Source organism: Acinetobacter sp. Q186-3 (assembly GCF_013420655.1).
Taxonomy (GTDB): domain Bacteria; phylum Pseudomonadota; class Gammaproteobacteria; order Pseudomonadales; family Moraxellaceae; genus Acinetobacter; species Acinetobacter indicus.
Map to the genome: position 1 here is coordinate 19,621 of NZ_VOXS01000014.1, position 24,527 is coordinate 44,147.

General features: G+C 46.6%; 21 protein-coding genes. 10 read left to right on the top strand and 11 right to left on the bottom strand.

What is annotated here, in order from left to right:
• Positions 1–25 precede the first annotated feature (25 nt).
• The 4 genes from FTT64_RS11230 to FTT64_RS11245 all read right to left on the bottom strand — a co-directional run bounded on the left by FTT64_RS11230 (position 26) and on the right by FTT64_RS11245 (position 5,076).
• Positions 26–358 (bottom strand): hypothetical protein, encoded by a 333-nt coding sequence (locus tag FTT64_RS11230; protein WP_163146099.1) that lies wholly within the window; start codon positions 356–358, stop codon positions 26–28.
• Between the two features lie 176 nt (positions 359–534).
• Positions 535–2,667, bottom strand: coding sequence for a 3-hydroxyacyl-CoA dehydrogenase NAD-binding domain-containing protein (locus tag FTT64_RS11235; RefSeq protein ID WP_163146098.1), 2,133 nt, complete (start codon positions 2,665–2,667; stop codon positions 535–537).
• Between the two features lie 11 nt (positions 2,668–2,678).
• Positions 2,679–3,884, bottom strand: a complete 1,206-nt coding sequence (locus FTT64_RS11240) for an acetyl-CoA C-acetyltransferase (protein WP_163146097.1) — start codon at positions 3,882–3,884, stop codon at positions 2,679–2,681.
• 181 nt (positions 3,885–4,065) lie between these two features.
• On the bottom strand, positions 4,066–5,076 hold the full coding sequence (locus tag FTT64_RS11245; protein ID WP_034597576.1) for an AraC family transcriptional regulator: 1,011 nt from the start codon (positions 5,074–5,076) through the stop codon (positions 4,066–4,068).
• A gap of 216 nt (positions 5,077–5,292) precedes the next feature.
• Between FTT64_RS11245 and FTT64_RS11250 the strand changes: the two genes are divergently transcribed.
• The 4 genes from FTT64_RS11250 (at position 5,293) to FTT64_RS11265 (ending at position 10,038) form a co-directional block, all read left to right on the top strand.
• Complete coding sequence (locus tag FTT64_RS11250; protein WP_168396967.1) at positions 5,293–6,411, top strand: CaiB/BaiF CoA-transferase family protein; 1,119 nt, start codon at positions 5,293–5,295, stop codon at positions 6,409–6,411.
• A 277-nt stretch (positions 6,412–6,688) separates the two neighbouring features.
• Positions 6,689–8,332 carry a nitrite/sulfite reductase gene (locus FTT64_RS11255; protein ID WP_163146096.1) on the top strand — a complete coding sequence of 548 codons (1,644 nt, stop codon included), beginning with the start codon at positions 6,689–6,691 and terminating at the stop codon, positions 8,330–8,332.
• Entirely contained in the window at positions 8,325–8,810 is a 486-nt protein-coding gene (locus tag FTT64_RS11260; protein ID WP_005175797.1) for a DUF934 domain-containing protein, read from the top strand. The genes FTT64_RS11255 and FTT64_RS11260 overlap by 8 nt, the downstream gene beginning before the upstream one ends.
• Before the next feature lie 241 nt (positions 8,811–9,051).
• Entirely contained in the window at positions 9,052–10,038 is a 987-nt protein-coding gene (locus FTT64_RS11265) for a diaminopimelate dehydrogenase (RefSeq protein ID WP_127800345.1), read from the top strand.
• A 201-nt stretch (positions 10,039–10,239) separates the two neighbouring features.
• Here FTT64_RS11265 and FTT64_RS11270 read toward each other — a convergent pair whose 3' ends face one another.
• Together FTT64_RS11270 and FTT64_RS11275 are read right to left on the bottom strand one after the other, a co-directional pair.
• Positions 10,240–11,415, bottom strand: a complete 1,176-nt coding sequence (locus tag FTT64_RS11270; RefSeq protein ID WP_005175806.1) for an acetyl-CoA C-acyltransferase — start codon at positions 11,413–11,415, stop codon at positions 10,240–10,242.
• A gap of 122 nt (positions 11,416–11,537) precedes the next feature.
• Complete coding sequence (locus FTT64_RS11275; protein ID WP_168396968.1) at positions 11,538–12,062, bottom strand: GspH/FimT family protein; 525 nt, start codon at positions 12,060–12,062, stop codon at positions 11,538–11,540.
• A 377-nt stretch (positions 12,063–12,439) separates the two neighbouring features.
• Between FTT64_RS11275 and omp38 the strand changes: the two genes are divergently transcribed.
• A complete protein-coding gene (gene omp38 / locus FTT64_RS11280) occupies positions 12,440–13,486 on the top strand; it encodes an outer membrane protein Omp38 (protein WP_168396969.1) in 1,047 nt (348 codons plus the stop codon).
• A 98-nt stretch (positions 13,487–13,584) separates the two neighbouring features.
• Entirely contained in the window at positions 13,585–14,115 is a 531-nt protein-coding gene (locus FTT64_RS11285; protein ID WP_034597369.1) for a hypothetical protein, read from the top strand.
• Positions 14,116–14,195: 80 nt separating this feature from the next.
• Here FTT64_RS11285 and FTT64_RS11290 read toward each other — a convergent pair whose 3' ends face one another.
• The 3 genes from FTT64_RS11290 to FTT64_RS11300 form a co-directional block, all read right to left on the bottom strand.
• Positions 14,196–15,659: an amino acid permease gene (locus FTT64_RS11290; RefSeq protein WP_075175150.1), complete on the bottom strand. Its 1,464-nt coding sequence runs from the start codon at positions 15,657–15,659 to the stop codon at positions 14,196–14,198.
• The gene (locus FTT64_RS11295) at positions 15,659–16,693 is read right to left on the bottom strand and encodes a class I SAM-dependent methyltransferase (protein WP_016659819.1); all 1,035 of its coding nucleotides are present in this window, start codon (positions 16,691–16,693) and stop codon (positions 15,659–15,661) included. Before FTT64_RS11295 ends, FTT64_RS11290 begins: the two co-directional genes overlap by 1 nt.
• Before the next feature lie 65 nt (positions 16,694–16,758).
• Positions 16,759–18,129, bottom strand: coding sequence for a uracil-xanthine permease family protein (locus FTT64_RS11300; RefSeq protein ID WP_168396997.1), 1,371 nt, complete (start codon positions 18,127–18,129; stop codon positions 16,759–16,761).
• Positions 18,130–18,302: 173 nt separating this feature from the next.
• Here FTT64_RS11300 and typA point away from each other — a divergent pair, with 173 nt between their 5' ends.
• A complete protein-coding gene (typA, locus tag FTT64_RS11305) occupies positions 18,303–20,135 on the top strand; it encodes a translational GTPase TypA (RefSeq protein ID WP_005175828.1) in 1,833 nt (610 codons plus the stop codon).
• Positions 20,136–20,309: 174 nt separating this feature from the next.
• Entirely contained in the window at positions 20,310–20,747 is a 438-nt protein-coding gene (gene mscL / locus FTT64_RS11310) for a large conductance mechanosensitive channel protein MscL (protein ID WP_016659821.1), read from the top strand.
• A 114-nt stretch (positions 20,748–20,861) separates the two neighbouring features.
• Here mscL and FTT64_RS11315 read toward each other — a convergent pair whose 3' ends face one another.
• Both FTT64_RS11315 and mutM read right to left on the bottom strand, forming a co-directional pair.
• Positions 20,862–21,146: a peptidylprolyl isomerase gene (locus FTT64_RS11315; RefSeq protein ID WP_005175832.1), complete on the bottom strand. Its 285-nt coding sequence runs from the start codon at positions 21,144–21,146 to the stop codon at positions 20,862–20,864.
• A gap of 5 nt (positions 21,147–21,151) precedes the next feature.
• Positions 21,152–22,012 carry a bifunctional DNA-formamidopyrimidine glycosylase/DNA-(apurinic or apyrimidinic site) lyase gene (gene mutM / locus FTT64_RS11320; RefSeq protein WP_127800807.1) on the bottom strand — a complete coding sequence of 287 codons (861 nt, stop codon included), beginning with the start codon at positions 22,010–22,012 and terminating at the stop codon, positions 21,152–21,154.
• Between the two features lie 274 nt (positions 22,013–22,286).
• Here mutM and otsB point away from each other — a divergent pair, with 274 nt between their 5' ends.
• Together otsB and FTT64_RS11330 are read left to right on the top strand one after the other, a co-directional pair.
• Positions 22,287–23,126, top strand: a complete 840-nt coding sequence (gene otsB / locus FTT64_RS11325; RefSeq protein WP_005175835.1) for a trehalose-phosphatase — start codon at positions 22,287–22,289, stop codon at positions 23,124–23,126.
• On the top strand, positions 23,077–24,507 hold the full coding sequence (locus FTT64_RS11330; protein WP_168396996.1) for a trehalose-6-phosphate synthase: 1,431 nt from the start codon (positions 23,077–23,079) through the stop codon (positions 24,505–24,507). Before otsB ends, FTT64_RS11330 begins: the two co-directional genes overlap by 50 nt.
• Positions 24,508–24,527 lie beyond the last annotated feature (20 nt).

Consider the following 24,527-nt stretch of genomic DNA (forward strand, 5'->3'; position numbering starts at 1 on the left):
AGTCCGCTTTTTTAATATTTGCTGATTAGTGACCGTGTCCCGTGGTATCGGTATGGCTTTCATCCATGGCAGCGTGTTCCGCTTCGGTCATCTGATGCTGTTCTGCGCTGGCCGCCGCACGAGCTTCACGCGCTTCGCGGTCAGCCTGAGCTTTGGCCAAAGCCTCTTCAGACATGGCAGGCGCATTTTTAAAGGCATGTTGCTGGGTGTTGTGTTTATTCTGCTGGCTTGGCATATAGTCCGGTTCATTGCTCACGGCAAGATAGAACAGGCCAAGAAATAACGCACCTAAAACCGAGAAAATAATAAGTGCTTTCCAACCCCAAGGAGATTTTTCTGGAGAAGAGTGGTCGGTCATAACAAACTGCCCAATTGGATAAAAAGAAAACTGAATCTGTTGAAACTTTATAACATAATTATTTCAAAGTCCAAGCCAAGAAAATGCTTTCCTTGCGCCGAGGCACGGCTTAATACTGTCGCCAGAACAGACAAGAGGCCCTAAAGGCCTCTTGAATGCTACCAAGCTGGATGGGTTTAAATTTGTTCGCCTTGCGCGACTTTGTCTTTCAATAACTGCGGCGGGGCAAAACGCTCACCATAACGCTGTTCCAAAGCTTGTGCTCGATTTAGCGCATCTTTTAGGCCATATTGATTCAGGAACTGCAGGGCACCACCGGTCCACGGAGCAAACCCAATCCCGAAAATCGAGCCGACATTGCCATCTACCACCGATTCCAGCACGCCTTCTTCCAGACAGCGCAAAGTATCCAGCGATTGGACAAACAGGAAGCGGTCAATCAGTTCCTGCTCATCGACAGTCTGCTCTTTTTTCCAGTAACTGAGGCCTTCCCAGAGCGATTTTTTGCCACCTTCAGGATAGTCATAGAACCCGGCGCCGGCTGCTTTACCTTTACGGTTAAACTGATGGATCATGGTTTCAATGACTTCATCTGCACCTGAGCGTGGGCGTTCTTTGCCTTCCGCCTGCAAGGCTTTGCGGGTTTCTGCCGCGACATGCTCGGATAAGGTCAGCGAGACTTCATCCTGAATCGCCAGCGGTCCAACAGGCATCCCGGCTTTGAGCGCGGCCATTTCAATTTTGGCCGGATGGATGCCCTCTGCCAGCATACGCAGACCTTCCTGCACAAAGGTACCAAACACACGGCTGGTAAAGAAACCACGACTGTCATTGACCACAATAGGCGTCTTGCCAATCTGCTGGACAAAGTCATAGGCCTTGGCCACGGTTTCACGATTGGTGTTCTGGCCTTTAATAATTTCAACCAGTTGCATCTTATCGACCGGACTAAAGAAATGCAGGCCAATAAAACGGCTTTGATCTTTCGCGGCTTGCGCCAGACCGCTAATGGGCAGGGTCGAAGTATTAGAGGTCATCACGCCATCGGCAGCCAGATAGCCTTCGGCTTCCTGGGTCACCTGTGCTTTTAATTGCTGATTTTCAAACACCGCTTCAATGATCAGGTCACAACCAGCCAGATCTGCGGTTGAGGCCGTTGGGGTAAGGCGTGCCAGAATCTGGTCACGTTTTTCTGCAGTCATCCGCCCTTGAGCAACTTTTTTATCCAGCAGTTTCTGGCTGTAGGCTTTGCCTTTTTCGGCATTTTCTATAGCAACATCTTTTAGGATGACTGCAATGCCTTTAATGGCTGCGGCATAGGCGATTCCGGCACCCATCATCCCGGCACCTAAAATACCGACTTTTTTCGCCTGCCACTGCGGAATATCCTGTGGGCGGCTGGCGCCGGATTTAATGGCATTCAGGCCGTGCCAGAAGGTGCCAATCATATTTTTAGAGACCTGACCTGTCGCCAGATAGGTAAAATAACGTGATTCAATGGTCAGTGCGGTATCGACATCGACCTGCGCGCCTTCGACCGCAGCCGACATAATCGCTTCCGGTGCCGGATAACAGCCTTTGGTCTTGTCACGTAAAATCGCCGGAGCAATCGCCAGCATCTGCGCCACAGCCGGATGTTTCGGATCACCACCCGGAATTTTATAGCCTTTTACATCAAACGGTTGCTGTGATTTCGGATGTGCCTGAATCCAGTCGATGGCTTTTTGCAGCATTTCATCTGCTGAGTCGGCCGTGTCATGGATCAAGCCCAAAGACAGAGCTTTTTCTACCCCAAACTGTTTGCCTTCGATTAAAAATGGAAAAGCGGTTTGCAGGCCGAGCAGACGTACCATTCGCACGATGCCGCCGCCACCTGGTAACAGGCCCAAAGTCACTTCCGGTAAACCGAATCTGGTTTTTGGGTCATTCAAGGCAATGCGGTGATGGCAGCCCAATGCCAGTTCCCAGCCACCGCCAAGCGCTGTACCATTTAAGGCAGCCACCACCGGAATACCACGCGTTTCGATATAACGCAGCTGGGCTTTAATGCCTTCTACCATTTGGAAAAAGTCGCTGGCCTGTTCCGGCTGGGCCTGAATCAGTTCATCGAGATCACCGCCGGCAAAGAAGGTTTTTTTGGCCGAACGGAAGATAATTCCGGCAATCTGTTCATCGGCTTTGAGTTTTTCCACAGTTTCTGCCAAAGCTGCACGGAAATCTGCATTCATGGTGTTGGCGGACTGGTTTGGCGAGTCTAGCGTTAAGATTACAATATTGTCGGCGTTTTTTTCGAATTGAATAGCGCTCATGCGGCTCCTCCTTAAACCAGTTCAATAATGGTGGCAATACCCATACCGCCACCGACACATAAGGTGGCCAGACCACGTTTTTTGCCCTGACGTTCCAGCTCATCCAGCAGGGTGCCTAAAATCATGGCACCGGTGGCCCCGAGTGGATGACCCATGGCAATTGCACCGCCGTTGACATTGACTTTGGCCGGATCGACCTGCATCTCGTTAATAAACCGCATCACCACCGCCGCAAAAGCTTCATTGACTTCAAACAGGTCAATGTCCTCAATGCTTAAGCCAGCTTTGGCCAGAGCTTTACGGGCTGCCGGTGCCGGACCGGTAAGCATAATGGTCGGGTCAGCACCAACCAGTGCCGTGGCCAGCACTTTGGCGCGTGGTTTTAAACCCTGTTCCTGTACGGCTTTTTCCGAGGCCAGTAACACCAGCGCAGCACCATCGACAATACCGGAGGAGTTACCGGCATGATGCACATGCTGAATTTTCTCGACTTCAGGATATTTTTGTAGCGCGATGGCATCAAAACCCATCTGTCCCATCATTTCAAAACTTGGATTAAGTTTGGCCAGGCCTTCCGCGGTGGTATTCGGTTTAATAAATTCATCTTTGACTAGAATTACCACCCCGGCTTTGTCCTTGACCGGCACAATTGAACGCTCAAAATGACCATTGGCCTGCGCAGCCGCGGCTTTCTTTTGTGACTGCTCGGCAAAGGCATCGACATCGGCGCGGCTATAGCCATCAATGCTGGCAATTAAATCGGCGCCAATGCCTTGCGGGACAAATTCCGACGCCATGTTGGTTTCCGGGTCCAGCGCCCACGGGCCACCATCTGAACCCATTGGTACGCGGGACATTGATTCCACCCCACCGGCAACGACCAGATCTTCCCAGCCAGATCGGACTTTTTGCGCGGCCAGATTCACGGCTTCTAAACCCGAGGCACAGAAACGGTTGATCTGCACGCCTGCCACATTATTGTTCCAGCCGGCAGCAATCGCTGCTGTTTTGGCAATATCGGCGCCCTGATCACCGACCGGTGTGACGCAACCCAGCACAATATCATCGACCTGGGCAGTATCCAGTTGATGGCGCTGTTCTAATTCACGTAACAGGGTGGTGACCAGACTGATCGGTTTCACTTCATAGAGCGAACCATCTTTTTTTCCTTTTCCGCGTGGTGTGCGAATGGCATCAATAATATAAGCCTCGCTCATGTGCTATCCCTTTGATGAGTTTTAAATTGTTATGCTTTTTGAGTGTAATGATTAATTGATGAAGTGCAATGACGAGAACGGGCGAGGTCAGATGATGCTTTTCGCCAATAAAAAAAGCCCTCACTTGGCGGTGAGGGCGGAGAGGAAGATCAAACCTGAAAAGACGTTGTCTAAAAAATGTTTAGTGATAACCGTGTAACTGGCGATATAGCCCTGGTGTCACTCCAGTCCATTTTTTAAAGGCACGGTGGAAGGTACTGGTTTCACTAAAGCCGACCTGTTGCGCTACATCTTCTAGCGTCAGTTCCGGATTCAGCAACAGGTGAATCGCGGCATCACGACGTAAGGCATCTTTGACGCCCTGATAGCTTTTACCTTCGGCTGCCAGACGGCGGCGCAGGGTTTGCGGCGACAGATACAGCATTGAGGCAACATCATTCAAGGTTGGCATTTCTTCGCCAATCTGGCTCTTTAAGACATCACGAATTCGTGAAGTTAAAGAGTTGGTATTTTTGAATTTCACTAATAACTGTGCCGGTGCCGCTTTCAGGAATTCTTCCAGGGTTTCTTCATTCTGGCGAATTGGCAAGTCCAGATAGTCGGCCGCAAAGGTAATTTCGGTACGCGGCATATCAAACTGCATCACTGGGGCGAAGAACAGCGCATCATATTCATCGGCATGGGCAGGGCGCTCATAACCAAAGTGGACACGTTCCAGCGGCAGACGGCGTTCAATTAACCACGATGCCAGACCATGCCAGATCATCAGCATACTTTCAGTAATAAAGTGGTCCGGGTCCATGCTCTTAGGAATTAACGGCACCAGACGGGCTTCGTGTTTGTCACGTTCCAGCGTCACCGACCATTCATCGCCAAACAGTTTATAGAACTGGGAGGACAGTTCTAAGGCATCACCCAAGGTTTTGGCATGGATAATCAGCTGGCACATGATGGCAAAAGTACCTAAGCGGCGGCCTTGAACATCAAAGCCGATGTGCTCGTCCTGAGTCACCATCCACAGCATTTTAATAAAACGGGTATATTGTTCTGGCGAGATTCGCGCTTTGGGCTGGCGTAACAGCTCGGCCTCAATACCCACGTGTGATAATAAGGTCTCGACGTCCATGCCAAGGCGTTTGACACCGGTTAGAGCCGCATTTACGAAGTGGATACTGATGGTATCGCGGCTCATATTAAAGCCTTCTGACTCTTTGTCTTTGGTAATCACGTATGTTTGACCTAAATGACATTAAAAATAAAGTTTTTGGCAATTTACTTGAGTTATTTTGCCATTTTACATATTAAATTGCCGAAATGATCAAGGTAAATGGCTGAACATGACATTGTGTTTATGCTTTTATATTTCTAAGATGATGAAAAAATCAACACAAATAGAGTAAAAACTCCAATGTCATACGCTTTAAACGGACTCAAAGTTTTAGATTTTTCCACCTTGTTACCCGGACCATTTGCCACGCTTTATCTGGCCGATTTAGGCGCAGAAGTGGTGCATATTGAATCACCGAACCGTCCCGATCTGGTCCGGCTATTTCCGCCCTATGCCAATGGCCAGGCGACTTCGCACAGTTACCTGAACCGCAATAAACAGTCGGTGACGCTGGATTTAAAAGACCCGGACAGCATTGCACAAATTAAAGCCAAAATTAAAGATTACGATATTGTGGTTGAGCAGTTTCGCCCTGGGGTAATGCAGCGTTTGGGGCTGGATTATGCCACATTGGCAGAAATTCATCCCGGACTGATTTATTGTTCCATTACCGGCTATGGACAAAGCGGTCCTTATCAGGCCAAGGCTGGACATGATATCAATTATTTAGCGCTTTCCGGTATTGCCGGGCATAGTGGCCGGGCACAGTCCGGGCCACCGCCAATGGGCATTCAGATTGCTGATGTTGCAGGTGGTTCGCTACATGCGCTGGTCGGCATATTGGCCGCAGTCATTGAACGGCAAAGCAGCGGACAGGGACAATATATTGATATTTCCATGACTGACTGTGTGGCGGCCTTAAACAATATGGCTGCGGCAGCCAGCCTGGCCGGACAGGAACAGCAGCGTCCCGAAGCTGGCCATTTAAATGGCGCGATTTTCTATGATTACTATCGTACCTCAGATGGCCGCTATCTTTCGATCGGTGGGCTGGAGCCACAATTTATGCAGGGCTTGGCCACGGTTCTGGAGTTGCCACTAATTGTGGAAAAAGGAAGTTCTTTTGATTCAGGCGATCGGCAGGTGGTGAAACAGGCCATTGGCAATAAAATTCAATCCAAAAGCTGGGCAGAATGGCAGCAAATATTTGCCGAGCAGGATGTCTGTGTCGAACCGGTGCTGTATTTAGAAGAAGCACTGCATTCACCACTGGCCCAGCAACGCGAATGGGTGGTTCAAGTGCCACTGGAACAGGACAGCCCAGACACTGAAGCGCAGTTGGCCTGCCCGATTAAATTCTCGCGCTCCAAAGCCCGTTATGATTTCCGTGGTCAAGGCTTGGGGCAGGGGAACTGGTAACCGTCAGGTCTATAAAAGAGGTCTATCAGCCAATATAAGATGTTTATCCAGACCCAAAAGTGAGGATAAACATCTTATGAAAAAAAATGCTAAATAACGCAAAAAATAATGAAAGATCCAGAAAATAATAATGAATGGCTGTAAAGTCGTGATTGCAGCGCAAGTTCAGCTGACTTATCAATAAAATCGCTATGAAATATGTAAAAAACGCATTTTGTTGATAGATAAAATGTCGCTATCCTGTCGGTCGTTATAATGAAACTACTAGCTGTACGCCATGTATTTATATACTGATTTCGATCAGCAACTGATTAATGAACGTGTTGCGCAGTTCCGTGACCAGACGGAACGTTATTTAGCGGGCAAATTGACAGAAGATGAATATCGTCCACTTCGTCTCCAAAATGGTTTATATGTACAGCGCTATGCGCCAATGTTACGTATTGCCGTGCCTTATGGTTTAATGAGCTCGACCCAGCTGCGTAAAGTCGCTGCCTTGGCCAAGGCCTATGACCGTGGTTATGCCCACGTTTCAACACGTCAAAATATTCAGTTTAACTGGCCTGCACTAGAAAACGTGCCAGATATGCTGGCTGAACTGGCCACAGTTCAGATGCACGCGATTCAAACCTCAGGTAACTGTATCCGGAATACCACCACGGACCAGTATGCCGGTGTGGTCGCTGGTGAAATTGCCGATCCGCGTCCGACCTGTGAGCTGATCCGTCAATGGTCGACTTTCCACCCAGAATTTGCCTTCTTGCCACGTAAATTCAAGATTGCGGTATCTGCACTTGAAGAAATTGACCGTGCGGCAACTGCTTTCCATGATATTGGTGTGTATATTGTACGCAATGCAGCCGGCGAAATGGGCTATAAAATCATGGTTGGCGGTGGTTTGGGTCGTACCCCAATCATCGGTGCAGTGATTAAAGAATGGCTGCCACGTGAAGACTTAATTGCTTACTTGGAAGCAGTGCTGCGTGTCTATAACCTGCACGGCCGTCGTGATAACAAATATAAAGCACGTATCAAGATTCTGGTAAAAGCACTCACGCCAGAAGTATTTGCCGAGAAAGTTGAAGCTGAATTTGCACATACGGTGAAAACCTTAAAAGTCGATGCAGACACCCTGAAAAAAATGGATGAGAACTTTACGCCATTCGATTATCAGGACTATGCAGATGAGGACTTCACCGCGCTGTTTGCACAATATCCGAAGTTCAAGCAATGGTTTAACATCAATACCAATGCACACAAAGTGAAAGGCTACCGTATTGTCACCATTTCACTGAAACGTGCCGGTATTGCCCCGGGTGATATCACCACGGAAGAAATGAACCTGATTGCCGACCTGGCGGATCAGTACACCTTCGGTGAACTGCGTACTACACACGAGCAGAATATTGCCTTGGTGGATGTACCACAAAAAGACCTGTTTGCCTTATGGCAAACCCTGGATCAACACAACCTAGCGCGTGCGCACATTGGTTTCTTGACTGATATTATTTGCTGTCCAGGTGGTGATTTCTGCTCGCTGGCCAATGCCAAATCAATTCCAATTTCTGAAGCGATTTCACGCCGTTTTGATGACCTTGATACCATTTACAACCTGGGTAAACTGGATCTGAACATCTCCGGTTGTATGAATGCCTGTGGTCATCACCATGTCGGCAACATCGGGATTTTAGGTGTTGATAAAAAAGGCGCGGAATTCTACCAGATTACCCTGGGTGGTAATGCTGATCATGATGCCTCAATCGGTGACATCTTAGGGCCATCATTTGCTGCGGAAAAAGTGCCAGATGTGGTGGAAGAAATTTTAAATACTTATCTTGACCTGCGCCAGGAAGGTGAAGAGTTTATTGATACCTATCGCCGTGTTGGCATTCAACCATTTAAGGAGCGTGCATATGCTTAATACCGCACTACAAGTGCTCTCTAAAGATGGCACGATTGCAGACAATACTTACCAAATTATTGGTGAAGATGGCGTGTTACCACAAGGTGATGTGGTTTTAACGGTTGAGCAGCTCGATCAACTTGCTAATGTTTCAGGTAAAAAAGCATTGTACTTAACCGTAGATGCTTCGCCTGAAACCAATGAGTTTCCGTTAGATCAACTCGATGCCATTTTTATTGAGTTTGCTGGCTTTAATGATGGTCGTGGTTATTCATTTGCTGCACTGCTTCGCCGTCAGGGTTTTGAAGGTGAACTTCGTGCAACAGGTGATGTATTTAAAGACGTACTGAACTATATGAAGCGTTCCGGTTTCGATACCTTCGTGATTAAAGAAGGTAAAGATATTCAGGAAGCGGCAGCCGGTCTGGGTGATTTTACCCATCCTTATCAGGCTTCGACGGCCGTGGCTCAGGCACGTTATCAAACGGGTGCTTAATTTCACCCGTTGCGAAAAACCTCCGTCAGGAGGTTTTTTTGTTTTTATGCGATAGATTTAGATCAGCATCGCGACTGACTTTGCTTTAATTTGGTGCAAATACAACATTGTGGCACAATATGGTGCATTCTGTGAGCAGGCTGAATCATGGCTTGAATCCACAGAAGAAGCACCCAATCATCTTCGTTTTATGAATCTGATTTGGAAAAGTTTAACTATTAGCTTGAAGTGACTTGTCTGTATGCAACATTCTATTCGTATTGGTATTGCTGGTTATGGCAATTTAGGGCGTGGTGTGGAAACTGCCATTCAAAAGAATCCAGATTTACAGCTTGTGGGTATTTTTACTCGCCGTGCGCCTGAAACTGTTTCACCCTGCTTTACTGAAACCAAAGTTTTTCATATGGATGCATTGGTTGACTTCCAGAATCAGATTGATGTACTGATTTTATGTGGTGGATCGAAAGATGATTTGCCTAAACAGACCCCTGAATTAGCAAGTAAATTTAATACTGTCGACAGCTTTGATACACACGCACGTATTCCAGAGTTCTTTGATGCTGTAAATGCGCCAGCACTTACGAACAAGAAAACAGCCATGATTTCGATTGGCTGGGACCCGGGTATGTTCTCCATCAATCGTTTGTTCGGTGAAGCATTACTTCCAGACGGTGAAACCTATACCTTCTGGGGTAAAGGTTTGAGTCAAGGTCACTCAGATGCGATTCGTCGTGTTGAGGGTGTGAAAGCGGGTGTGCAATATACCATTCCCTCCACCGATGCGATGGACAAGGTGCGTAGTGGTTCACGTCCAGAGTTAAGCACCCGAGATAAGCATACGCGTGAGTGCTATGTGGTACTTGAAGGGGGTGCAGACGCAGCCAAGGTTGAACAGGCCATTGTGACCATGCCGGATTATTTTGCGGACTACAATACAACGGTAAACTTCATTGATGAAGAAACTCTTCGCAATGAACACAATCGTATGCCACATGGTGGATTCGTGATTCGTAGTGGCAATACCAGCGATGCCCATAATCAAGTCATGGAATTCTCTTTAAAACTGGAGAGTAATCCTGAGTTTACGGCAAGCGTACTGGTGGCTTATGCACGTGCGTGTTACCGCATGAACCAGATGGGTCAGTACGGTGCGAAAACCGCATTTGATGTTGCACCAGGTTTATTGTCGATGAAGTCACCGGAACAACTGCGTAAAGAAATTCTTTAAGTATTAAAATTTAAACGGTTACTTTAATTGTGATGATAAAAAGCCTCCAAGTGAAGGCTTTTTATTTTTGTCTTTTAAAATCCCCCTCCTTTAATAAAGGAGGGGTTAGGGGAGGATTGACTGAATTAAATCTCCCCAAACCCTGAACAAATTAAAAGTATTGCTTTTAACGAAGTGCAAGGTAAAGAGGGGTTTAAAAGATTAAATTAACTCAATCGCCACTGCAGTTGCTTCACCACCACCGATACACAGGGCTGCGATACCACGCTTGCCGCCGGTACGTTTCAGGGCATGAATCAGGGTTAAAATAATACGTGAACCGGTCGAACCAACTGGGTGACCAAGTGCACAGGCACCGCCATTGATGTTGACTTTTTCTGGGTCCAGTTTGAACTCGTCCATTGGACACATGGTCACCATGGCAAAAGCTTCATTGATTTCCCACAGGTCCACATCTGCAACCGTCCAGCCGGTTTTATCCAGAACTTTTTGAATTGCACCGACTGGCGCAATGGTAAATTCAGATGGATGCTGTGAATTCGAAGCATAGGCAATCAGCTTGGCTAGCGGTTGTAAACCTTTTGCTGCAGCGTTGTCTGCTGAGGTTAATACAAGTGCAGATGCACCATCCGAAATAGAGCTGGCATTGGCCGCAGTAATGGTGCCATCTTTAGCAAACGCTGGGCGTAGTGTTGGAATTTTTTCAATATTGGCGTTGAATGGTTGTTCATCTTTATCGACCACGACATCGCCTTTACGGGTAGACACCGTTACAGGCACGATTTCATCGGTAAAATAACCTTCATTCACTGCAGTTTGTGCACGTTTTAATGAACGAATAGCAAAGTCATCCATTTGCTCGCGGGTATAACCTTTGGTATTGGCCATGTCCTGTGCAAAAGAACCCATTAAACGGCCGGTTTCTGCATCTTCAAGGCCATCTAGGAACATATGGTCTTTGACTTCGCCATGGCCCATACGGAAACCGCCGCGTGCTTTTGGCAGAATGTACGGCGCATTGGTCATTGATTCCATACCACCTGCAACCACGTAAGTTGCTGAACCGGCTTTAATCATATCTGCGGCTTGCATGACCGCTTTCATGCCTGAACCACACAGTTTGTTAATGGTTACAGCACCGGTTGAATCCGGTAAGCCTGCCTTACGCATGGCTTGACGTGCAGGACCCTGTTTTAAGCCGGCCGGTAAAACACAGCCCATAATGACTTCTTCGATATCGGTCGGTTGTAAGCCAGCACGAGAAATAGCGGCTTGAATGGTGGCTGCACCTAAGTCGGGTGCGGTTAAACTGGCAAGACTACCCTGAAAACCACCCATTGCTGTCCGTGCACCATTAACAATTACGATATCCGTCATCGTTGTATCTCCAATCTGTTTCTAATCAATTCAATATTTATTTTGAGCTTAAGCCCTAGCAGTATAGGGGAAAAATCCACAGAATAAAGCGTAATTTTCATACATCTTTAGACGCATAAGTTTTAGCAGCTATTGGGAAATTCTATGCGTAGAAAACCACGATTACTGAGGAAAATACGCTGATTGGGGGTAAAACCTGAACAATAATAAAAACTGCCATTAGAGCCTAAAGGTAAACCCTGCTGGGCGTTAAATCTGAGACTGGGCAGAGACAGGGCGCCTTTCCATTCCAGGTTACCGTATTTCAGGCGGGTCTTTTCAGTTAAGACAATAGATTCACCTGCATCGAGGCTTCGGTTGCGGTTATGATCGATAAAAATAATAAAACCGCTGTTCCATTGATTATTCTGACATTGCTGCAGATCGGCACTGGGGCAAATTACAATATTGGCGCGATAGGTGAGGGCTTGGGATTTGGCCAGGTTAATACTATATTGCAGTAAATAACGGATGCGCTTGGCTTCTTGCTGGGCCAGATATTGCTGAAAATGAGGCAAAGCAATCGCACTAATGATGCCAATGATGGCAAGCACCACAATGAGTTCAAACAGACTAAAGCCTGAAGTGTGAGATTTAATTGGGTACATACTAAGTAGACCTATAATCTTTATATTTTTATTATGTTTCTGTAATACAAAATATTGTTTTGTAATATTTTTCTAGGTTGTCATTATTTTTACGCATCTTTCTATAAAGCTGCTAAAATAAAGTGGAAGTGACAATAAGCTATCCACAACAAAAAATTGAGTAAAAATTTACCGAATTACAACGGAAATTGTAAGTAATTTTGTCAATAATTTACTTGATTAAAATTATCAAGCACTTGGAAAAAGAATAAAGTGTTTGTATGATTCAAAGTGACTAGCTTAAAAAGAAAACTGGGGTAAAAAAAGCCTATCTCAGGATAGCCAAAACTTTAGGCTTGAGCTTGAACAACAATTTGTTATCTCTGGAGGATAAATCCATGAAAATGAGTCGTATTGCATTGGCAATGCTCGTAGCTGCGCCTTTAGCAGCTGCAAACGCAGGCGTAACTGTTACTCCATTAATGCTTGGTTACACTTTCCAAGACACTAAACACAACAACAGCTGGGAAGATCACTTAACTGGTGGTCCTGAGCTTCAAGACGATTTATTCGTTGGTGCAGCTATCGGTGTTGAACTGACTCCTTGGTTAGGTTTCGAAGCTGAATATAACCAAGTGAAAGGTGATGTTGAAGGCGTTGCTCCGGGTGCTGAATATAAGCAAACTCAAATCAATGGTAACTTCTACGCGACTTCTGATTTGATCACTAAGAACTATGACAGCAAAGTGAAGCCATACGTATTATTAGGTGCTGGTCACTATAAATATGAAGGTGAAGGTTCAATTTCTGATGCAGGTTGGGAAGATGAAGGTACTTTAGGTAATGCTGGTGTGGGTGCATTCTGGCACTTAAACGATGCATTAGCGCTGCGTACTGAAGCACGTGCTACTTATAACATCGATGAAGATTTCTGGAACTACACTGCTTTAGCAGGTCTGAACGTTGTTCTTGGCGGCCGTTTAAAACCAGCTGCTCCAGTGGTAGAAGTTGCTCCAGTTGAGCCAGTTGCTCCAGTTCAACCAGCTCCACAAGAGTTGACTGAAGACCTGAACATGGAACTTCGCGTATTCTTTGATACCAACAAATCAAACATCAAAGATCAATACAAGCCAGAAATCGCTAAAGTTGCTGAAAAACTGGTTGAGTATCCAAACGCAACAGCGCGTATCGAAGGTCACACAGACAACACTGGTCCACGTGCACTGAACGAACGTTTATCTTTAGCTCGTGCGAACTCTGTGAAATCTTCACTTGTAAACGAATACAACGTTGACCCAGCTCGTCTGTCAACTCAAGGTTTCGCTTGGGATCAACCGATTGCTGACAACAACACCAAAGAAGGTCGTGCTATGAACCGTCGTGTATTCGCGACAATCACTGGTAGCCGTACAGTTACTGTACAACCAGAAGCAGCTGCTCAATAATTTGAGTAGACCTTAGAAAAAACGACTCTTCGGAGTCGTTTTTTTTTATAATGGAATTTTATTGCCTTAAAAATCCCGCAGTCTGGGTAAGATGGATTATGAGCACAGAAATTCCGGATCAACTCCTTCAACTTGAAGCCAATGGTGGTATTTTTGCTATTTGGAAGATTTTTCAGCACTATGGGATTGATCTGGAAATTGCCGATCTGGTCCAGCTGTGCCGGCATAATAATGAAGATGGCACTTTCGGAATTGCGCTAGCAGTGGGGTTGAAAAAGCTGGGGCTTGAGGTGAGCTTTCATACCGATCCTGATCCGCACCAGCACCCGACGGAAGTGCTGTGTTATCAGGAAGCGCAGCAATTACAGATTCCGCTACAGCCGGCACTCAGCTATAGCGCTTTGCAGACATGTGTTGAGCAGGGCCGCTTTGTGATAGTGTTCTATGACACACTAGAAGGCGTGGGGAATCATTCCTTAATCTATTCGATGGATGCAGAAGAGGTCTGTTTCTTTGACAGCTTTGATGCAATGCCAGCACAGGTTTTCGAGCAGCAGCGTCAGGCAGAGGGCATTTGCCGTCAGGCCATTGTGATTGATGACCGAAATTTTGTGATGCGTTATAGCTAAGCCACATTTATCGAGATCATAAAAAAAGCAGTCACTTGGACTGCTTTTTTGTTGAGTGCTTTTAAAGAAAGCTGAATCAATTATTCACGGTCGATCTTCATCGGCTGGACATCCATCTGCTGATAAGGAATCAGCTTGGTTTTGTATTTCCATTTATAGCCTAACCAGATGGCCAGGAACAATAAAATCCCGATATAGGTGGAAAGCACAGCCAGCCACTCACCATCAAGTACCGCCTGATAGTTCTGGCCCAAGACCACAATCGCACATAAAGTGAAGGCAAACCATGGTGCGAACGGGAAGAACTTGGCACGATACGCCAGATCTTCAAGTTTATAGCCCTGAGCAAGATAGCCTTTGCGGAAACGATAATGAGAAACCGCAATACCCAGCCAGACAATAAAGCCACACATGCCTGACATATTTAGTAGCCAGTTAAAGACCTGTTCTTCACCAATAAAGGTGGTCAAGAAACATAATGCAGCAATGGCTGTAGTGGCATACAGCGCATTCATCGGTACGCCACGTGGATCAAGGCGGGCAAAGGCTTTTGGTGCACTGCCTTTACGTGCCATATCAAACAGCATACGCGTAGATGAATACATGCCTGAGTTACCCGCAGACAGGATCGCCGTTAGAATGACTGCATTCATGACACTGGCAGCAAAGGCAAAACCGGCCTGCTCATACAGTAAGGTAAAGGGTGACAGTGCCACATCATCTGTTGCAGCGGCCTGCAGTAATCGTGGATCATCATAGGCAATCAGGGTGCCGATAATGAAAATACACACGATATAGAACAACAGGATACGCCAGAAAATCTGTTTGATTGCAATCGGAATGGTTTTCTGCGGATCTTTGGATTCACCCGCAGCCACACCGACCATTTCCGTGCCCTGGAAGGAGAAACCGGCAATCATCGCCACACCAATCAGGGCCGATAAACCACCGACAAATGGCGCTTCACCTTTGCTCCAGTTACCAAAAGTTGCAACATCCGGGGTCATCATGATCTTGGCGATCATGACCAGACCAATAATAATAAAGATGATAATTGCGAGCACTTTGACTAAAGAGAAGAAGAACTCGGACTCACCAAAGCCTTTGACTGTCAGGGCATTAATCGCAAACACCACGGTCAGGAACAGGGCACTCCAGTAGAAACCGGGAATATCCGGGAACCAGAACTTCATGATGAATTGTACCGCAACCAGTTCAAATGCCACGGTAATGGCCCAGTTATACCAGTAGTTCCAGCCTAGCGCGAAACCAAAACCACCTTCGACATATTTGCTGCCATAGGTAAAGAATGCACCTGAGGTCGGATTGTGGGTCGCCAATTCGCCCAAGCTGGTCATCAAGAAATAGATCATGACGCCAATCAGGGCATAGGCCAGTAATGCACCACCCGGACCAGCATTGGCAATGGTCGCACCGGAGGCCAGGAATAAACCGGTCCCGATCGATCCGCCAATGGCGATCATATTTAAGTGGCGAGCACCGAGCTTACGCTGCAGCTGTCGGCTGTGTTGAGTTTCGCTCATCATACTTCCTTAACATTTTTTTGAGTGCTCGCGAACAGCACTTTAAAACCTTGTTGATCTGCCTTGACCGTACACTGGCCAAAACTCTGTTCAATCAACAGGGGATAATTTAAAAAGCGGTTGGCCACAATCCACAGTTCACCACCCGATTTCAGGTGGCGGCGCGCAGTTTTACACAGTTTTTCGCTGGCATCATAGTCGGTCTGAATCCCCTGATGAAAAGGCGGATTGCTGACAATGGCATGTAAAAACAGCGGTGCATCTTCAATGCCACTGACGGCTTTAATCTCAAGCTGCTGCGGATTGAGCTGGTTGTGCTCAAAAGTCATTTGGGTTGAAGCAAGTGCAAAAGCATCTACATCCAGCGCGAAGATACGGTTATCTGGATTCAGCTTGGCCAGATAGGCACTGATAATGCCGGCGCCACAACCAAAATCGGCAATTTTACCCGATGGCACCTGGCTTAAATAAGGCAGGAAGACCGCTGTACCGATATCAAGCCGGTTCTGGCTGAACACACCTGGCAGGGCACAAATCTGTAGATCGCCTTTCGGCGTCGCTACAGTATAACGCTGCGCCCAGTCGGCCAGTGCTTTTTTCTCGACGCTGCAGTCTAGTGTTAATTGCCAGAGTTGGCAATGACGGGCACTGTCGAGTTTTAAGGCTTTACCATAAGGCTGTAGCTGTTTGGCCGCACGTTCGACGCCGCCTTTTTTCTCACCGACCAGAAAAACACTGCTGCCGGTTTGCAGATGGGCGGCAACATTGTGCAGCACATAATTCAGCAGTTCTTTAGATTTCGGCACAAAAATAACCGCCTGATCAAATTCGCCTTCTGGAAAGTCGGCACCAAAATGAACGGGGGCAGTCTGGTTCTGGAAATAGTGGTAATCGTTAAAATTCCATGTCCAGAAAAAAGGCTGGACCGATTCACCGAATTCAGCGAACAGCTGGTCTGTAGGCGCATTGATCAGTAACACACGACCTGATAAATAATCATATTGTCGTAATAGCACTTCGCTTTTAGCATCCATGAGTCGCTCTCCAATAGAAAAACACTGTCCAAGTCCGGCTCAGACAGTGTTTTCTGGACATGAAATTACTTCTTGGTTTCAGGTAATACAATATTCAGAATCAGCGCTGCAATACCGCCGGTCGCAACACCTGAGCTAAAGATATTACGGAATAATTCTGGCAGATGTTCCAGAATTTGTGGCACTTGTGCAACGCCTAAACCCAGTGCTAGAGAAATGGCAATAATCAGCAGGGCACGACGATCCAGATGAATACCCGATAAAATGTTAATTCCCGATGCGGCTACCGCACCAAACATGACCATGACAGCACCACCCAGAACGGCTTGAGGCACAGCCTGAATCACGCCAGCAACAGCCGGTAATAAACCTAAAATCACCAGCATCGCGGCAATCCAGATTCCGACATAACGGCTAGCCACACCAGTTAACTGAATCACACCGTTGTTTTGTGCAAATACCGAACTTGGGAAGGTGTTGAAAATACCCGCAAGTAATGAGTTGGCACCATTGACCAGTACGCCACCTTTAATACGCTGCATCCATTTTGGACCATCCACAGGCTGGTTCGACAGTTTAGAGGTTGCGGTGATGTCACCAATCGCTTCTAACGACGTGACCAGGTAAATAAAGGCCATTGGAATGAACAGGCTCCAGGAGAATTCCAGACCAAAGTGCATTGGAGTTGGCACTTGTACCAGTGGCGCTTCCTGCAGACCAGAGAAGTCCAGATGACCCATAAAACCAGCCACAATATAACCCACGATCAGGGCAATCAGGATGGCGGAGCTTTTAATCCAGGTCACATTAATCCGGTTCAGGATAATGATTAACGCTAAAACGGTACAAGACATGATCAGGTTATCGGCATTGGCGAAAGTCTTGTCCGACATGGCCTGATAGCCACCGCCCATACTGATTAAACCTTCTTTAATTAAGGTTAAACCAATCAGCAGGACCACAATCCCGGTCACCAGCGGGGTAATCAGTTTTTTAACCCATGGCAGAATTTGTGAAACACCCATCTCGATAAATGAACCGGCAATCACCACACCAAAAATAGCGGCCATAACCGACTCAACTGGTGTACCTGCTGCGACCATTGCAGAACCAATCCCGATGATTGGGCCAATAAAGTTAAAGCTGGTGCCCTGAACAATTAACAGTCCGGCACCAAAAGGGCCTACTTTTTTAGCTTGCAGGAAAGTTGCAATCCCCGAAATCACCAAAGACATCGATAAAATCATGTTGGTGTCTTCTTTGGAAACACCCAAGGCCAGACAGATCAACAGACCTGGTGTCACAATCGGGACAATAATGGCCAATAAGTGTTGGAAGGCAGCAAGAAAAGCAATAAATGGTTTAGGACGGTCATTCAGACCATAGACCAAATCCAGTTGCGGTTTTTGATCAGGAGATGAATTAAATTCAGACATAAGTCAAAAGCAAATTAGGCTAGGTGGCGGTATTCTAATCGAGTTACACGTCTTTACAAACTTTAAATCGTCGCTTCTGTCGAAAAAAGTTCGATTGTCAATAAAGTGTCACTACTAAATGAGAGTATTTTTCTGTATAATTTGCCCTCAAATTTAAAGCGTATCGAATTTACATGTCAGATATTAAAACTCTCCGCAACATCGCGATTATCGCGCACGTTGACCACGGTAAAACCACTCTTGTAGATAAACTTTTACAACAATCAGGTGCTCTCGGTGAACGAGCGGGCGAGATTGAGCGTGTCATGGATTCAGGCGCTATTGAAAGTGAACGTGGTATTACCATTCTTGCAAAAAACACTGCAATCAAATGGTTAGATAAACGTACCGATACTGAATACCGTATCAACATCGTGGATACCCCGGGACACGCCGACTTCGGTGGTGAAGTTGAACGTGTCATGTCGATGGTGGATTGCGTACTTCTTCTGGTTGACTCACAAGAAGGTCCAATGCCACAAACCCGTTTCGTAACGCAAAAAGCGTTCGCACGTGGTTTGAAGCCAATCGTGATCATCAATAAGGTCGACAAGCCAAACGCGCGTCCTGACTGGGTGATTGACCAGGTATTCGATTTGTTCGACAACCTGGGTGGTACTGACGAGCAGCTAGACTTCCCGGTGGTATATGCGTCTGGTTTACGTGGTGTTGCTGGTCCATCTCCAGAAGAACTGGCTGAAGATATGACACCGTTGTTTGAAACCATCGTAGACATCGTTGAACCACCAGCAGTTGACGTTGATGGTCCATTCCAGATGCAAGTGTCTTCACTGGACTATAACAGCTTCGTGGGTGTAATCGGTGTTGGTCGTATCCAGCGTGGTTCTGTAAAACTGAACACACCTGTCACTGTCATCGACAAAGACGGTAAAACACGTAACGGCCGTATCTTAAAAATCATGGGTTACCACGGTTTAGAGCGTATTGATGTAGATTCTGCATCTGCGGGTGACATCGTATGTGTAACCGGTATGGACGAGCTGCATATTTCTGACACCATCTGTGATCCGAAAAATGTTGAAGCATTACCACCGCTTTCTGTAGACGAACCTACCGTGTCGATGACATTCCAGGTCAACAACTCGCCGTTCGCGGGTAAAGAAGGTAAGTTCGTGACCTCACGTAACATCCGTGAACGTCTAGACCGCGAATTGATTCACAACGTTGCACTGCGCGTTGAAGATACTGACAGTCCTGACCGTTTCAAAGTGTCTGGCCGTGGTGAACTTCACCTGTCAGTTCTGATTGAAAACATGCGTCGTGAAGGTTTCGAGATGGGTGTATCTCGTCCGCAAGTGATCTTGAAAGAGATTGATGGCGAAATGCAAGAACCATACGAAAACGTGACTTTTGACGTTGAAGAACAGCACCAAGGCGCTGTGATGGAGCAAATGGGTAACCGTAAAGGTGAGATGACCAATATGGAAGTGGACGGTAAAGGCCGTATCCGTATTGAAGCAACTGTTCCTTCACGTGGCCTGATTGGTTTCCGTTCTGAATTCATGACCATGACGTCTGGTACCGGTATCATGACCTCTAGCTTCTCGCACTACGGTCCAATGAAACAGGGTTCTGTAGCAAAACGTCAAAACGGCGTACTGATTTCTATGGTTCAAGGGACTTGCTTGGGCTATGCACTGTTCAGCTTGCAAGACCGTGGCCGTCTATTCGCTAAACCTCAGTTAGAAGTTTACGAAGGTATGATCGTGGGTATTAACTCTCGTTCAGATGATATGGTGGTGAACCCAACCAAAGCGAAACAGTTAACCAACGTACGTGCATCTGGTACGGATGATGCGTTAACTCTGGTTCCTGCAATTGAATTCACACTTGAACAAGCACTTGAATTCATTGAAGACGACGAGCTGGTTGAAGTAACGCCGAAGTCAATCCGTATCCGTAAGCGTTACCTGACTGAAAACGAACGTAAGCGTAACAAATCTTAATTTTTAAAATTAAGAAGAAAAAAGAAACCGCCAGGTCCACTTGGCGGTTTTTTTTGTATTAAATGTTCTAAAACTACTTGGAAATAATTGAAAAAAGCGTACATTAAGCAGAAATCAAATCCTAGTAATTATGTATACTTCATCACATAAATAAAGATATATTCTGGAGCGCATATGAGCATTTTAAAAGAATTTAGAGAGTTTGCCATTAAAGGCAACATGATGGACTTGGCAGTCGGTGTTATTATTGGTGGTGCATTCGGTAAGATTATTGATTCATTGGTAAAAGATGTGATCATGCCGCTGATTTCATGGATTTTAGGGGGTGAGGTCGATTTCACCAATAAATTCCTGATTCTGGGTGATAACCCGAACAATGTGCAAACCCTGGCTGCTGCCCAGGAAGCGGGTCTAAACATTTTCCATTATGGTAACTTCCTGACCATCTTCATTAACTTCCTGTTATTGGCCTGGGTGGTGTTCTGGTTGGTGAAACTGATGAACAAAATGCGCCGTAAGCAGGAAGCAGAGCCAGAACCGGCAGCAACTCCAGAAGATATTGAATTACTGCGTGAAATTCGTGACGAATTGAAAAAACGTCCGCAGGCGTAATTGAAAGCAAAAGAAAACGGCGCAAAGGCGCCATTTTTTTATAGAATCCCTCCCAAACTTCCCTTTAATAAAGAGAGGAGAAGTCCCTCTTTGCTAAAGGGGGATTTAGAGGGATTAAAAATCCATCCGGAATTTAATTTCCACCAAATGAAAACCAAACTGGCTTTTGACCGGGCCATGCAACACCCGTTCAGCAGCCGTAAAGACCAGTTTATCAATCACTGGAACCAGTTGGCCTTTTTTCACTTCACCGAGTTCACCGCCACGTTTGGCTGAGTTGCAAGTGGAATACTGTTTGGCAATTTTGGCAAAGTCTGCTCCCGCTTGCAGCTTCTTTTTTAGCTGCTCGGCAGTATCTTTATCTTTCACCAGAATATGACGGACGATGGCCGTTTTCATGGGTATTACCTCGCTGTATGTTTTGGCTTGCTGGTTTTAGGACGAGCCAGTTTGACTTTCTTCAGCGGTTGGCACTCCGGGCAAAACACTGAGGCGCGCTGACCAAGCTTGAGGTTTTCCAGTGTGGTTTCACAGTTGACACACATTTCACCGGCACGACCATAGGCCAGCAGGGTTTGCTGAAAATAGCCATTTTCACCCATGGCATTGCTATAGTCGCGTAAGGTCGATCCACCCAAATCAATGGCCTGTTTTAAAATCCGTTTGATCTCCACAGTTAGTTTGTCAATCTGTTCCAGACTTAAGCTCGACGCCGGTTGTGCCGGGTGAATGCCCAGATTAAACAGACTTTCTGTGGCGTAAATATTGCCCACGCCCACCACCACATGGTTATCCATGATTGCAATTTTAATGCCGACATTTTTGTTTTTCAGTTTATCGGCCAGATAGTGAGCATTGAAAGCATCACTTAAAGGTTCAGGCCCGAGCGTATCAATCAGTTTGCTTTGCGAGTTTTCATCTAGCCAGAGAATACAGCCAAAACGGCGCGGGTCGTGGTAGCGCAGCTGAATATCATCAAACTGGATAATCAGATGGTCATGTTTGCGCAGTTCGGCCTCGGGCTCACATAGGCGGAAGCTGCCGGACATGCCCAGATGCCACAGCATGCTGTCCTGTTCAAACTGGGCCAGAATATATTTGGAGCGACGGGTCAGGTTCAGTAGTTTTTGCCCGACCAGTTTGTGTAGATCGTCTGGAATTGGCCAGCGTAAGCTGGACTGGCGTACCTGCACGGCGTGCACACGCTGTTCTAGCAGCGGTAATAAACTGGTTTTGGTGGTTTCAACTTCAGGTAATTCAGGCATGGACAGGCTTCGGCATGAGGATGCAGCTAATATCGGGTTGAATCTTGAAAAATACAAGACAGGGCAAGGCTGCATTATAAAGTGAATTGCCGTACCGCGCAGCCGGATCAGTCTTGCGGCTCAAACTGAACATTCACAGAAAAATAAAAGCGATTCAGCGTCCAGGTAAAAAAATGTAAGCCTGCACATCATTAATGTTGAAAATCACATGCCGCCCATAAAAAAACGCCAAGATAGGGCAAAACAAAAATGAGTTATCCAGATGAGGAGCAATATGCATACGCCGCAACACATCATCGAGATCTGTCAGCAGCAGCAACGTCAATTAAGTCTGTTTCTCGATTTAGACGGCACTCTGGCCGATTTTCAGCTTGACCCGCAGCACAGTTTTATTCCCACCTCGACTTTAAACACCCTGGCCGAATTATTGCAGTTGGGGATTCCGGTGAGTGTGGTTACTGGCCGTTCCATTGAGATGGCCAGACAGCTGTTACAGCAGTTACCGCTGCCGATTGCTGAGTTACATGGATTACAAATTTGGTGGAATAGTACAAAGAAATTACAACTTGATTTAAGTCATATTAATTATAAGCAGCTCCGGGCAGACCTGAGTCAGGCCTGTCGCGCCTACCCGAATTTACGTATTGAGGATAAGCAGTTTTCGGTAGCCCTGCACTACCGGGAATATCCAGAGCTTGCGCCGGTTGCACAGCAGATTATGGCGGTGCTGCAAGTGCGTTATCCTCAACTTAAGCTCAAGCAGGGCAAGTGTGTGGTCGAGCTTTTGCCTCAGCAAGCGAGTAAAGGTTTTGCAATTAGTCGCTTACTGGAAGCAATGCCAGAAAACAGCACTTTTCCCATTTTTATTGGTGATGATGTGACGGATGAAGATGGATTTGCCGTGGTCAATCAGCATCAGGGTTTGAGTATTAAAGTCGGTGAAGGCGAGACACAGGCCCACTATCGGCTGGCCAATACCCAAGCCGTGGCGGAGTTGCTGCATTTAATAAAAATACATTGCGAAACAGGAGCAATGACCATCAAAAGAGGATGTGAGGGTAAAAATGTCAAAGCTAATCGTGTTATCCAATCGGGTCAGTTTACCGAATCCTGAAAAAAAAGCCGCAGGTGGTCTGGCGGTGGCTATGCAAGATGCACTGCATGATATTGGCGGGATCTGGGTGGGCTGGAATGGTGAAAGAGTCGAGCAATTTTCCCAGCTGAAATTCGACTCGGTGCAGCATCAGGGTGTGGAATATCTGACCAGCCCCTTAACTGAACAGCAGTACCAGCAATATTACTGTGGCTTTGCCAACAATGCCTTGTGGCCGGCCATGCATGATCGCAGCGATTTAATTGAATACTCCACAGATGAATATCTGACTTATCAGGAAGTCAATCGCATGTTTGCCGAACAGCTACAGGCGATTGCCGAGCCGGATGATGTGATCTGGGTGCATGACTATCATTTCTTTAGTATCGCTCGGCATTGCCGCCAGTTAGGTATGCACAACAAGATTGGCTTTTTCCTGCATATTCCTTTTGCTCATGAAGCGGTGTGGCGGGAAATTCCGGTGGCATCACGTTTACTGCAAGACCTGTGTGAATATGATGTAGTTGGACTGCAAACCCAGCGCGATCAGCAGCAATGTATGCGCATTTGCCAGACCATGCTCAGTGGTGAGGAAATTCATCCTTATATCCTGCGTTATCAGAATAAGCTGACCATGATGAAGAGTTACCCCATTGGGGTGAATCCAGACCTCATCCAGCACGCGGCCGCTCAGCCCTTAACGAGCACCCAAGATATCTTTGATTTTGACTCCCTGGCCCAACAAAAAACTATTATCGGCGTTGACCGGATTGATTATTCCAAAGGGCTGCTAGAACGTTTTGATGCTTTTGCCCATTTCCTGGCTTCTTATCCTGAATATCACCAGCAGGTGGTGGACCTGCAAATTGCCTGTCCATGCCGCATGGATATTCCCGCCTATCAGCGCCTGTACCAGCGTTTAGAAGACCAGATTGCCGCCATTAACAGCCAATATGCTACAGCAGACTGGTTGCCGGTGAATTGCAGTCATCAGACCTTGGCACATGAAGTGCTGATGAAAATTTACCGCCAGTCGGATATTTGCTGGGTCACTTCTTTAAAAGACGGTATGAATTTGGTGGCCAAAGAATATATTGCCGCTCAGGATGCCGATAATCCGGGCGTGCTGATTCTGTCCGATAAAGCCGGTGCCGCAGACCAGATGCCGGATGCACTAATTGTGAATCCACATGACCGCGAGGCCATGACGCGAGCCCTGAAACAGGCACTGGAGATGCCGCGAGCAGAGCGGATACAGCGTTACAGTCGCTTAATGGATGGTCTGAAAAAATTTGATATTGCCGACTGGCGTACTACTTTCTTAAATGATCTGCACCATAACAGCTTCCTGTATCACTACAAGATGCCGCTTCGCGCCCAGGTCTCGCCGGTGATTCACTAATACGTTAACAATTTTCAATA